General features: G+C 50.6%; 10 protein-coding genes and 1 other annotated feature. Of the genes, 3 read left to right on the forward strand and 7 right to left on the reverse strand.

Translation table 11 applies throughout. The annotated features are described in order from the left end of the window. Positions 1-24 precede the first annotated feature (24 nt). A complete protein-coding gene (locus AK2_RS07105; protein WP_217994678.1) occupies positions 25-1,167 on the reverse strand; it encodes an IS3 family transposase in 1,143 nt (380 codons plus the stop codon). A 28-nt stretch (positions 1,168-1,195) separates the two neighbouring features. Between AK2_RS07105 and AK2_RS16840 the strand changes: the two genes are divergently transcribed. Next, a complete protein-coding gene (locus AK2_RS16840; RefSeq protein WP_369406125.1) occupies positions 1,196-1,537 on the forward strand; it encodes a phosphotransferase in 342 nt (113 codons plus the stop codon). A gap of 231 nt (positions 1,538-1,768) precedes the next feature. Here AK2_RS16840 and AK2_RS07110 read toward each other — a convergent pair whose 3' ends face one another. The 6 genes from AK2_RS07110 to AK2_RS07135 all read right to left on the reverse strand — a co-directional run bounded on the left by AK2_RS07110 (position 1,769) and on the right by AK2_RS07135 (position 10,201). Then, complete coding sequence (locus AK2_RS07110) at positions 1,769-2,590, reverse strand: MBL fold metallo-hydrolase (protein WP_067932845.1); 822 nt, start codon at positions 2,588-2,590, stop codon at positions 1,769-1,771. Between the two features lie 1,027 nt (positions 2,591-3,617). Then, positions 3,618-3,821: a hypothetical protein gene (locus tag AK2_RS17950; RefSeq protein WP_067932847.1), complete on the reverse strand. Its 204-nt coding sequence runs from the start codon at positions 3,819-3,821 to the stop codon at positions 3,618-3,620. A gap of 602 nt (positions 3,822-4,423) precedes the next feature. Next, positions 4,424-5,425, reverse strand: a complete 1,002-nt coding sequence (gene aroF, locus AK2_RS07120) for a 3-deoxy-7-phosphoheptulonate synthase (protein WP_067932849.1) — start codon at positions 5,423-5,425, stop codon at positions 4,424-4,426. 80 nt (positions 5,426-5,505) lie between these two features. Next, positions 5,506-5,741 (reverse strand) — a binding site (T-box leader). A 449-nt stretch (positions 5,742-6,190) separates the two neighbouring features. Continuing rightward, positions 6,191-6,538, reverse strand: a complete 348-nt coding sequence (locus AK2_RS07125) for a hypothetical protein (protein WP_067932851.1) — start codon at positions 6,536-6,538, stop codon at positions 6,191-6,193. A 999-nt stretch (positions 6,539-7,537) separates the two neighbouring features. After that, entirely contained in the window at positions 7,538-8,845 is a 1,308-nt protein-coding gene (locus tag AK2_RS07130) for a PQQ-dependent sugar dehydrogenase (RefSeq protein ID WP_245632808.1), read from the reverse strand. A 273-nt stretch (positions 8,846-9,118) separates the two neighbouring features. After that, positions 9,119-10,201 carry a lactonase family protein gene (locus AK2_RS07135; RefSeq protein ID WP_067932853.1) on the reverse strand — a complete coding sequence of 361 codons (1,083 nt, stop codon included), beginning with the start codon at positions 10,199-10,201 and terminating at the stop codon, positions 9,119-9,121. A 144-nt stretch (positions 10,202-10,345) separates the two neighbouring features. Between AK2_RS07135 and AK2_RS07140 the strand changes: the two genes are divergently transcribed. Both AK2_RS07140 and AK2_RS07145 read left to right on the forward strand, forming a co-directional pair. Continuing rightward, positions 10,346-10,570 (forward strand): hypothetical protein, encoded by a 225-nt coding sequence (locus tag AK2_RS07140; RefSeq protein ID WP_067932855.1) that lies wholly within the window; start codon positions 10,346-10,348, stop codon positions 10,568-10,570. Positions 10,571-11,014: 444 nt separating this feature from the next. Continuing rightward, positions 11,015-12,328: a hypothetical protein gene (locus AK2_RS07145; RefSeq protein WP_067932857.1), complete on the forward strand. Its 1,314-nt coding sequence runs from the start codon at positions 11,015-11,017 to the stop codon at positions 12,326-12,328. Positions 12,329-12,381 lie beyond the last annotated feature (53 nt).

A 12,381-nucleotide genomic window follows, 5' to 3' on the forward strand; every position in this document is an offset into this window, starting at 1 on the left:
GTTAATATATTGATTACCGATTCTTCAGATAGCAGTGGGAGGGTGTAGTGTAGCATCCTCCTGGAAGTAAACCTCTGCTGGCGTCCGATAGCCCAGTGATTGGTGGCGGCGTCGGTAGTTGTAGTGTTGTATGAACTGGGAGATTCTTTGCCTCGCCTCTTTCGGGCTGTTGTACTCGTGTAGGTAGACTTCCTCGTACTTCAGAGTGCGCCAGAAGCGCTCAGTGATGATGTTATCCAGTGCTCGGTTTTTCCCGTCCATACTGATTCGAACCCCTGCTTGCTTTAAGAGATCCGTGTATTGTTCACTGGTGAAGTGGCTTCCTTGGTCGCTGTTCCAAATTTCCGGTTTTGCTTGGCGCAGAGCGGATTGCACCGCCGTCAGCACAAATGGCATTTCAAGAGTCTGGTCGAGCTGCCAACTCACCACATATCGTGAGTACCAGTCAATGACGGCAACCAGATACATCCATCCGTGTTTGAGGCGAATGTAGTTGATGTCGATTCCCCATACGTGATTCGGACGGCTCGGTCTGACATTACGCAGCAGATACGGGTACACCTTATGTTGCAGGTTGCGCTTGCTGAGATTCGGACCAGGACAAATGCCCTGGAGGCCCATCTCTCGCATGCAACGCTGCACACGTTTACGGTTTACATCCCAGCCCTCAAATCGCAACTCCTGCGTGATACGCCGACTTCCGTAGACCGGGTGGTCCGTGTATATTTCATCTATCCGATGTTTAAGCTTCACTTCCGTGTCAGACGGCTCTGTGGGCTTGTAGTAAAAGCTGGAGCGGTTCAGACTCAGGATGCGAGCTTGCGTTCGTAAGGGAATGTCTTTGTTTTCACGCTCCACCATGGCCAGGCGTTCATCCCTGCTCCGGGTCGATGCCGGATTTTTTTTGATCCACTCGAGTTGAGTGGTTAGCTTCCCGACCTGCGCATAGAGGCGTTCGATTTTTTGTTCTTGTGCCTTCTGTTGCTTTGCCACTTTGCGCTCGTCAACAAACAAACTCGCCAAATTGTCCATGGCAGTTTTCTTCCACTGGCTTAACTGCACAGGGTGGACACCATACTCCGCTGCAATCTGTGCCATGGTCTTTTCTTCCGTGAGAATCTCTCTAACGACTTGGGCTTTGAATTCGGGTGAGTATTGTTTTTTCATAGCCATAGTGTAACCCAACTGTCCTCCAATCTGGTGTCCAGTTTCTTGGGTCCACTATAATGGCTGGCAAGTTAGCGGAGTGTTTGACTTCACCACCGCCTATTTCGGAGATCCAATCGCAGACTTACCTAGAATGACTGCGATGTATTTAGAAAACGGAGAAGAGGAGTTGGCGACACACTTTCTATCCGTTTATTTGGGCCATTCTGGGGAGAGGGAAGCCTTCATCGAACGTTTTAGAGTCCATATGCTGCATCAACGTGTTTTAGATTGGGGATGTGCTTGGGCAATTAATAATGTCACCTGGGATAAAGACCTTTCCTTTTCAAACTGGGTGGAAAGATTTTTAGATGTAGCAGCATCCCTCTAAGCTTAGTCTATGCTCATGTTTTCCATTTGTTACATTTGTTGTTGGACTCAAGGGGGCTTTAGCTCAAACGTGTGACGACTGGATGAAGCGTCCGAGTAATTAGCCGACTCCGCCAACAGCAGATATGATACTCGAACAAAATAAGTTAACATAATATATATTATCGGACGTTAGAGAAAAAGCCTTTTATGTGTGATCGCCTAGCAAAGTATCCTAAGAATATGTGACAGATCAGCGATCGTCTTGTCGGTTCAATGCTCGGATATATCGGTCCGCCGACCGCATGACAGCACCCTTAGCATCTGATTCGACCACACTGTCGAACTGCGTCCCGTACAGGCGGTCAAATGAAAGAGGCTCCAGCCTGCTTATAATGCGGTCAATGGCTCTTTCAGACAGCGGGATCCGATTCGGGAAACTATACATGAAGGACACCCATCGGGGATCGGCGGACACCGAAACCGTGTCACCGGTCAGCAGAACTCCCCTGCCATCCGCTCCAGTCTTCCAATGCAGAACGGTCGAACCGGCAAAATGCCCGCCCACGTGGACGAGTGTTACCTCACTAGTCAAAGAGAACTGTGGCCGATCCCAAAACTCAATGCGGTCGCTTGGGCGCATCACCCACTGTTTATCACGAGCATGCAGGTAAATGCGTGCATCGAATCGCTCGGCCCACTCCACCATCGAGGAATAGAAATGCGGATGAGAAATGGAAATGAATTTGATGCCGCCGAGTCCACGAATGAGATCGACCGTAACGTCATCAATGTAGGATATGCAGTCCCACAGGACATTCCCTTCTGACGTACGGATTAACTTGGCATTTTGCCCAATGGCAAACTCAGGAACCGTTTCAATGCCAATCAGATTGGGCTCATGTTCATAGTAGGAGTTCTTGTACCCATCCGCTTTCATAAGCTCAAGCGTCGTCCACTTTTGCCCGCCCCGGCCAATGTACTGCCGTTCATCTTCGCAAATCGGGCACCGTTCCGGAGCAGAGTCGCTTGGTGAAAATTGAGTCCCGCAGGTCGTACATATCCAGGCGTTCATGCCCATCTCTCCCTTTGCCAACTAATGTGTATTCGTCAGACTGCTTCGTGCCCCGGGTAACCCCAAGTACTCCGAGATAAAAGTTGGCCGATTGTTGGACATTCTGTACAGAGAGTTCCAATCGGACGGCCATCATAGGGCACACCATCCCTCTCATCGTCGTTGCAAACCTACAATAGAGCCACAACAAAGTAGACGTTACGCATGCTTGATTCATGCTTATTATACAAATTATACGGAAATGAGGAATACGCCACTCGGCCCTCGGCCAAATGATCTTGAGCACACAGTGAGTGACTATTTTCGCTCGTTCAGGGGCAGTGGAGTATAAAAAAAAAACAAATTCCAGGATGACAGTTTCGTGATTAAGGATTTTTGTGTCGTGTGGCAGCCATTTATTTCATGATATTTTTGTCGTGATTTTTAGGACACAAAAATCCTTAATCTCTATCGTCAAATACCTATATGTCTGATAATTTTGATGAAAGGGCTATTTAGGATCTTTGTGTCGCCCGACACTACGGGTGTCTTCGGCCAGGTAAACACCTGGCCCTTTATTTTGATGCTTCTCATCATCTTCGTATCATTCTTCTTGGTGTTATTCCTCTTCCTTGTTTCTGGTTACGGTGACTATACAGGTTCCATGCCAATTTTAACAATTGATGTACTTTTTCGTTTTGCATCAGATTAAACGCCATGGAGGAAAATTTGATTAACGCGTTTAGCTTCATCCTTCCGCCTCCATCCATTGGAACATTGATGAGTTCGTTTTTCCTCGGTAATTAGCATATGGAGGCAAATTCCGTCTTGAGACGGCTTGTATCATAGAAAAGATTAAGCTTGTGCTCTTTCGTTAGATAAAAAGGAAAATTTCCATCTGTATGGGTGTTTTACCACGGGGGGATGTAGTACGATGGATCTGATGGATCATCTTTGCAGGAAGTTCATATAAAAAGCCCCCTGCGACTAACGGCTACGCGCAGGGGTACCCTCTTCTACATGGGCAATAAAGATGTCTATTAGGAAACTACCCGCGGGCACATCGGAAACAGTTGAAACATCTGAAGCACTCGAAACAAGAGAAACATCTAAAGCAATTAAAACAAAGGAAGCACCTAAAACATCTACCGCCGAAGAACTGAGCCTGCACAGTATCATCCGAAGGCGTCACTGTACTCGCCTTGAAGTCATCCAGGTTCAACTTTTTGAGTTCCTTCTTGAAATCATCCATCTTTATCACCTCCTGTCTTTATCACCTCCTGTCTTTATCACCTCCTGTAACGGATTTTGATCTACTCAAAAGAACGGGGTCAGGATGAAAAACAGGACAAAAATGACCAGAAACGCAATCTCAGCTCGGTGCACTGGGAAACCACCGTCACCACAGAAACCGAAATCACCCATTCTAATTCACCACCCTATAAGCCAAAGTTAATTTAGCGTATGGAGGGAATTTAGGTTGTGAGACGGCTTGTATCATAGAAAGGATCGGCTTGTACGCCCTTTTTGGACAAACAATAAAACGCCCCATATCGAAGGGCGTTTTATTGGGAGGTTGTGAATGTGTGACGGAGTATTTGGTGGTTCACCGTTGGGTAGTTTTAATATATGCAACCACATTTCGAACACAACGGCTTGTACCTATCAATCTAACGAAGTTAGACGGTTGTTTATTCCGAGGCTAGACTGTGATACATGCCGATCTGTGAGCCCGATTGAAATCTAGGTGGACAACCACCGCGCATAGTTGTCCACCTAGAAAAATAAATCAAAAAAAAGGACTAATAACTTAATTATGCCGGGTGACACGACACCGCGGGTCACGATGACGAGTCAGGTGTTCGTGAACTGAGCCATCATCCCTTGAAGTCTATGCATCAGTTGAGCAAATTCCTGTGGTGTCAGTGATTGCTGACCATCCGACGCCGCTTCGTTGGGTCGAGGATGAACTTCTATGATCAATCCATCTGCCCCGGCAGCGAGGGCTGCCATGCTCATGGCCGGGACATAGCGCGCAATGCCGACTCCGTGACTGGGATCGACAATCACTGGTAGATGGCTCAAGTCCTTCACCACAGGAATCGCATTAAGATCGAGGGTGTTTCGAGTGTATTTTTCAAACGTCCGTATCCCGCGCTCACACAAGATCACGTTGGAATTACCGGCGCTCAAGATGTATTCCGCGGACATCAACCACTCTTCAATCGTTGCGGACATGCCGCGTTTCAACAAAATGGGTTTGTTGGTTCGACCGAGTTCCCTTAACAAATGGAAGTTTTGCATATTCCGGGATCCGACCTGCAGTACGTCAACGTACTCACAAATCATAGACAAGTTAACTGGATCCACGACCTCGGAAACGATTTTCAGTCCTGTCTGCCTTCGTGCTTCGTCAAGCAGCTTCAGCCCCTCTTCGCCGAGACCCTGGAACGAGTACGGAGAACTCCGAGGTTTGAATGCACCTCCCCGAAGCATGTGAGCACCTGCAGCCTTAACCTGGTACGCCGATTCAAGAATTTGATCACGGTTTTCCACAGCACACGGTCCGGCAATCACAATCGGCTTACCCCCTCCTACGACAACATCACCGATGGTGACCATAGTAGGCTGTGAATGAAATTGTCGACTGGCCAGCTTAAACGAGTATGGAATAGTTACGACGCCACTGACTCCCGGCATATGGGACACTTTTACTTGATGTGTGTTTCCGATAAGTACTATCACCGTTCTGTCTTCGGTGCCCAAAACGTGAGCTTTCAAACCCATTCCTTGTGCGTACGCGACCACTTGTCGTACTTGTTCCTCAGAAGCTCGCTTTTCCATGATAATGACCACTGTTCTCTCCTCCCGTATACTTCATCTCCAGAGACACCTCTCATATTTGCAAAGGACTCATGTAAAAAGATCCCGTCCCAGCAAGGGACGGGATTTTCCCGCGGTACCACCCTAATAGAAGACATACCCTGTCTTTCTCCTTTCATTCGAATAACGGAAACGTGTGTGCATTTCCGGCTCAAGCTACTGACCCAGTCGTGGGGCGTTCACTTGGCAGCTCCGGAGTGAACTTCCGCCAGTCCATCAGACCGGTTCACACCCTCCACCGGCTCTCTGTGCTGCCCGGACCGCGTACTCTCTCCATCATAGCCGTTGCCTATGAAATTATCTTCCCAAGCCCTATTCCCCATCCTATACAAAGGTCTTGTGGCCTGCATTTCAAGGCCAATAACATTGGTGGCTGTGAGTAATTACATACATTGGTGTAAGGTTTCTACACGTATACCCTTGAGTTGTTTATGGCATTGGACAACCACCCAAGGGTTGTCCAATGCCCGTCTGTGGTACGTCCATTCAGAAAGGAGGGGGGTGACATGCATGCAATATGAAGTTTTCATGTACCACAGACATGCCATATTATAGTGACGAACCATTCCCAGTTGAAACGGACAGGTATCTTGTAGGACAAGTCACATTGTTAGGGCTGTGTGAGTCAAGGCCTCAGACTTCTCATGGGGAAAGTTACTTACCGATATGTACCCGCAAAGTCAGAACATCGGACATATCGGAGGGAGATAGTCACCTCTCGATATGTCCGATTTATGTTCATTTTGATTTCGGAACATATTTTTTAATCGCCCTTGCGGTCTGCTCATCTACATTCTTACCGTATTTGTGAATCCATTCATCAACATTCGAAGATCTGTTCTTTGTCGCGTCCTGATACGCATCCACAAATTGCTTGATGCGTTGTTCGGGAACCGAAAGACCCAACTTGTCGATATACTTTCGAGCAAGTTTTTCTATTTTTGATTTATTTTTCCATTGATCAGGATTGACCTTTTTCACGTCAGAAAGAATTTCAGAAATAGTGCCTTCTTTACCCGAAAGGGTTTGCTTCAATGCATTTAATCCAGACGACGTGTTTGGCCTTTTTGCAGATTTCTTTGGCATAGAAAGTATCCCTCCTCTTTCTTCCGTCGTACCTGCTTCGTGTGTCTTTCTACTCATGGCCCCATCATCGATTGCGAGTGTGCAGGGTTTATCGCCAGTCTGGACGTCACGATGATTTTAGGCCAACTCCTGAAACCAGAGTTAATGTAGAGTATGGAGGGAAATTCGGTCGTGAGACGGCTTGTATCATAGAAAAGATTAGCTCGTACGCCTCTTTAAACGAACAATAAAACGCCCCTCATATTGAGGGACGTTTTATTGAAAATTCACGAGAGACCTTTACCTATCAAAAGAACGGGGTCAGGATGAAAAACAGGACAAAAATGACCAGAAACGCAATCTCAGCTCGGCGCACTGGGAAACCTCCATCCATTCTAATTCACCTCCTTGCAGACCAAAGTTAATGTAGAGTATGGAGGGAAATTCGGTCGTGAGACGGCTTGTATCATAGAAAGGATTAGCTTGTACGCCCTTTTCGGACAAACAATAAAACGCCCCGTATAGAGGGGCGTTTTATTAGGGGAGGTTGAATGTACGACGGAGTCTTTGGTGGTTCACCGTTGGGCAGTTTTAATATATGCAACCACATTTCAAACACAACGGCTTGTACCTATCAATTTAACGAAATAAGACGGTTGTTTATTCCGAGGCTAGACTATGATACATGCCGGTCTGTGAGCCCGATTGAAATCTAGGTGGACAACCACCGCGCATAGTTGTCCACCTAAATTTCATCACTTGCATGGGGAAAGGCTATTATCGAATGTCCCTTTAAATTTAGAATAGCGGACATCCCGGAGGAGAACCGTCCGCAATCACAGACCAACCGGGCGATCCGCCGGCCAGTCGTCATCGGCATACTGGGTTGTCACCAGAACTGATCGGTGGATGTGTTGGATACATCCCGTCGCTCGATCGGTGATCACAGATATCAGGAGAACCGGTTTGAAGTATAAATTTCAAGATACATGTTTGACGGAAAGCCCGGAAAGAGGTGCGCTACACTCGAGTGATTCGCCAAATTACACCGGTATTTGGTATTAATTTACCAAACCCAACGGTTATGCCCATATCTACAACATACATTCGGCCATCCGTGCCGAATACGACATCGATTGGCCGCTCCAATCCTCCACCTCCTGTCTCAGAAGCGGCATAGCCGGACCGGTTGACTGCGAAGTTTTTTATCCGCCCAGTCTTTACATTAATCCGTGATATCCGATGGCCGACTCGTGGCGCCGGTTTTCCTCCTGTCGTCGATGGGGCTTCGCTTCCAAACTCAGCGATATAAACTTCCCCTATAGGTCCGAAGGTAGGATCGTAATTAAAATCAAACCCCATGATTGCCGAATGAGGTGCAAAATTGGCGACAGGTGTTGGGGGAGGCATGGGATGTTCCGAAAGCAAAAACGTAGGCTGAGGCTTCCCTTCCGGTTTGAACTGTGGCAAAGTGACCGGCAATCCTCCTGTATAATCCGGCCATCCATACCATGCACCAGGCTGAATCCTGTGAAACTCGTCCGGTGAATTGGCAATCGGACGACTTCCCCGCTCATCCGCACCGTGATTCGATGCAAATAGACGATTTTTACGATCAAATTTGATTCGAAACGGATTGCGCAATCCCCATGCCACCAATTCCAGTTGCGTACCATCCGGGTTGGCCCGTAAAATGCTGCCGCTGGCCTTCACCACGCCTTTGATCCGTTCCCTTGGCTTTGCTGGCACACCGAACGGAGAGTAGGCCCCAGTCACCGCTTGATCTTGTGCTTCCTTCGAAAAAACGTTCTTTGAGACGAAGTTTTGACCCGTCAAACGGATGGATACACCAGGATAGTCATGGAAAAAAGGATATTTCTTCACCCACCTATTATCTTCGCCGACCACACCGGAGTTCGTTGCCGTACCTTGTCCGAAATACATTTTTCCATCTGGCCCAAAAACCACCTGGTTGTTGTGATGATCGCCCCAACTTGGCAGTCCACTCAGGATATCCTGTTTTTTGCCGTCCGGTTTTACAACCGTGATGGTTCCTCGATGGGAAACATAAATATCCCCGTGATAGAAATTAATTCCTGTCAGGGGAGGATTGAAGCCTTCCGCAATCACAACAAAGCCAGTCGATGTATACTTCAGAACCTTCCCGTTGCCATCGGTGATCCCGGCATCTGCGAGAAGCATATCTCCTTCGTCTGTAAACACCAAATTGATGGGTGCCATTAAACCTTCAGCGAAAACGTCAATCTTATATTTCGAAGATATGGCGATATCATCGGGATTCAAGGGTCTAGCTTTGTCCAAAGCCAATCTTTCCCTTCCTGGTGTTCATCTCTATAAGCATATGTCGGCAGGGCTTGCCCCTAGCCAATGTGGTCTGTCGTTTGGGTCATGACCCCCATCCCTAAAGGGCGGGGCTTGCAGGTGTAGCATGCGCTATCCCGCGTATGGCTGCATGACTTCAGCCCTGCGGCCAATGTTAACCGCAAACCGCAGCGATGCCATCCGCAAGCGACTACCATTTGCCGGACTGCTACTGACTTGGAAGCTATGGATTGTGGTAGCCGAGGAAGTGGCCTTTGTCTATTCTCCAGGGGCATAAACCTGGACACACACTGGCCTGTGAATCGGATAGGTGTAGCCTGTTGGCCGCAACTGTCCCCTGTCATTCGGAGAAAATACGTGCAGGCGGTCATCATCCTGACTGGCTACAATCATGTACCAGCCATCCGGGGTCAGCTCAAAGTTGCGCGGGGTTCGCCCGCCCGCGTGGACATGCCCGAGACTGGTGAGTTCCCCATTCTCACCGATTAAAAAACAGGCGATACTGTCATGCCCCCGGTTGGAAGCATAGAGGAAACGTCCGCTTGGACTGACATGGATATCCGCAGCAGTGTTTGCTGCGGCGGAACATCCAGGAGGAAGCAGAGAGACATGGCCTCGCTCAACCATCCGGCCCTGCGCACGGTCGAACGCATAACAGACAATCGTCGAATCGAGCTCACAACAGACGTAGACGCAGGAAGAGCGAGGATGGAAAGCCGCGTGCCGAGGGCCGGCGCCCGCTCGGGTTCGGATGGAACCGTGCGGCTGCAGTGCTCCCGTGGTTTCATCCAGGCGGTATACGATGGCCTGGTCCAGGCCTAAATCCGGGACCAGAATCCACGGGGATTGCAGGACGGGCATGGCGCTGTGGGGGTGCGGCCCCTCTTGCCGATCCGGCCGCAAACCGCGTCCGTGATGTACGACACGCATCGCCACCTCCCCGATGCGTCCGTCGGGCCCGAGCGGGAGGGTGCAGACACTACCGCTCCCATAATTCGTGACCACCAGGAATTTATCCTGCCCCGCAAATTGAATGTGGCAAGGAGCCGCCCCGTCTGTGGCGGCTCGATTGTGCGTCCGGAGCTTGCGGGACGCACGATCGACAAGAAGCGAAACAACCTGACCCTCGTCCGTTTCACTGACGGAATAGAGCCAGGCACCCGACGGGTGAACCGCGAGAAATGATGGATTTTCGATACCTGAAATCGAATCCACGTGAGCAAACTGCCCGGTGCACGGGTTCATTTGCAACCAGTGGATACCAGCTTCGTTAGCGGCGCTGTAGGATCCGATGAATATGTCAAACCATGTACGGGCCGGTTGTCCCGGCATGGGGGACATTGCGGACACCATCCTTTCTATCCCACCTTCACAAAAGTGAAAACCACACACCGATTACCCCAGGTATGGAGGAACTCATCCTGTGGCTATGCTGTAAAGGATGCGGAAAATTGCCGAACACCAACATTTCCGGGAGGCATCTTGATGGATCGAGCCAAGGCTGTATTGTTCACGCGAATTTTTCCAACCACGGAGCGGATTTGCGATCACGGTTGCCAAGATCTTGTCCAGGTTACAAATGTGGTTGACGGCACGTCATGGTGCCTCTGCGTGCTCTCGTTTGAGCGTTTCCTCGGCCAAGGCATGGCCGCAATCGATGAGTACTCCCGCCTTGAATCTTGGTCCGGAGACGGATCGTCCGTGAGTTGAATGCCCCTCGCCCTGGTATCCGCGTCGCATGACATGGGTCCCAAAGCCGAATGTACCCGTCTGTTCTATCCCGGCCCTTTGTTCCCACAACTAAGTACCTTCCCCTCGCGCGTATGACCTTTGTAATCCTTTGTAAATCAGACTAATCCATCAAATGAGTCCATGCAACGAGGGGCTCGTGCCATCTGTATCCCAGCCTTCCATTTTCCTTACGGCCGGCGGCTTCTCTCCCGCCCCGGCGAAACTCGCACAGAGACCCGCTCCGGTGCGCTCAATCCGGCGTAGTTCATGGCGTAGTTCATTTAGACTATGTCGACCCGTCCACAAGGGCTGGTTCACTGTGGTTGGTGGTGCGCATGCAAATCTACCCGTTTTCGTCTCCACTTGGCCTGGCGTTCGGGTAGACTGGAGACAGATGCAGAGACCGGACGGGAGGCTGTATTTGTGCAAACGTCGACGAAAAAACACCTCTCCGCCACCGTTGCCTATCTGCTGGCCGGGCTGTTGATTGTCTCTGCCTGCCTGGCTGTGACCGGGTGGGCCCTACCGGAATGGGCTGGCGGTCAGTGGTGGACAAAGACAACGGTGAGTCTCCTGCATGGCGTGTTGCTCGGGTTTCTGCTCACAGTGGCGTACGGCGTGCTGTATCAGGTCGTCCCCATCGCTTTTCAAGCACCGCCGATGCCGCGCCACGTGCTGTACTGGCATCTCCCGCTGCACCTAGCAGCCACAGCCGGGTTATTGCTGGGCTTTGTTGCACACCTGATGTGGTTGACCACATTGGGCGGACTGGGAGTGTTGGCGGCTTTGCTGGCGTTTCTCCATTTCTTGTATCACAGAAGCTACACACACGCACGCAACCGGACCCCCGTTTACCGCATGCTGGTCATTCCGATGCTGGGGTTGGTCCTTACCTTTTTGTTCGGACTGGATCAAGCTGCTCGACCGGCAGGCGTCGACGGACACCTAGTGCTCACACACGCGGTTCTGGGCGGGCTGGTGTTTTGGGGCGGATTGGTTATGGTCATCTCCTATAAGTTCGTCCCTATGTTCGCGCTCAGTCACGGGTACCGTGCATCATTGCCCCGGACGGCAGCATTTTATTTTGCAGGCTGTGGCCTTCTGGCCGCCATCCAGTTTGCCCAGCACCTGCAGCCAACCTTGTCCGTATCCGGCGCCTCCTGGCTGCGATGCGTCGATGCGCTCTCCGCGGCGGCCACTCTCGTCGGTTTGGGCTTGTTCAGCCTGGATATGCAGCGGATTGTGGCATCCCGCAAGCGCAGGCGAATGGTCTTTCCGCTGCGCGTAGCCCTCGCTGCCCTCTGTGTGATGCTTGTGAGCGAGGCTTTGCTGGCCATCTGTGCGGCTGTACCGGACCTGCGCCTGCTGGTCGTGACGGCATACCTATTTCTGTTTGCCGGCTTGGTCCCATTGGTCTTCGCCTATACGCAAAAAATCGTACCCTTTCTTTGGTTTGAGTATCGCTTCAGCAAGCGGCCCGAGCGCAAGTCGGCTCCGCTCATCGACGACATGGTGCCGCCTCGCTTGGCGTGCGCCGCTCTCACGCTGTACGCATTAGGTACCCTGTTGGGGTGCCTTCTCATCTGCGGCTTGGTGCCCATTGCATGGCAGCAGGCCGGAGCCTGCGTCAGTGCGGCATTGACCACCGCGGGCGCACTCATCCTGTTCACCGCGCTGTGCCATGTATTGACCATAGGCGGTCAAAGACCTGCCGAAGAGTCGAGCGGTGGTCACTGAACCAACCGCGATGGTCCGTTCGGACTAGGCAGTGACTAGTTCCCATGGAACTG

This window comes from Alicyclobacillus kakegawensis NBRC 103104 (assembly GCF_001552655.1).
GTDB classification, from domain to species: Bacteria; Bacillota; Bacilli; order Alicyclobacillales; family Alicyclobacillaceae; genus Alicyclobacillus_G; species Alicyclobacillus_G kakegawensis.

Coding starts and splice junctions, on each gene's coding strand:
- AK2_RS07105 (WP_217994678.1), bottom strand. CDS start 1,167: ATGAAAAAACAATACTCACCCGAATTCAAAGCCCAAGTCGTTAGAGAG.
- AK2_RS07110 (WP_067932845.1), bottom strand. CDS start 2,590: ATGAACGCCTGGATATGTACGACCTGCGGGACTCAATTTTCACCAAGC.
- AK2_RS17950 (WP_067932847.1), bottom strand. CDS start 3,821: ATGGATGATTTCAAGAAGGAACTCAAAAAGTTGAACCTGGATGACTTC.
- AK2_RS07125 (WP_067932851.1), bottom strand. CDS start 6,538: ATGCCAAAGAAATCTGCAAAAAGGCCAAACACGTCGTCTGGATTAAAT.
- AK2_RS07135 (WP_067932853.1), bottom strand. CDS start 10,201: ATGTCCCCCATGCCGGGACAACCGGCCCGTACATGGTTTGACATATTC.
- AK2_RS07140 (WP_067932855.1), top strand. CDS start 10,346: ATGGATCGAGCCAAGGCTGTATTGTTCACGCGAATTTTTCCAACCACG.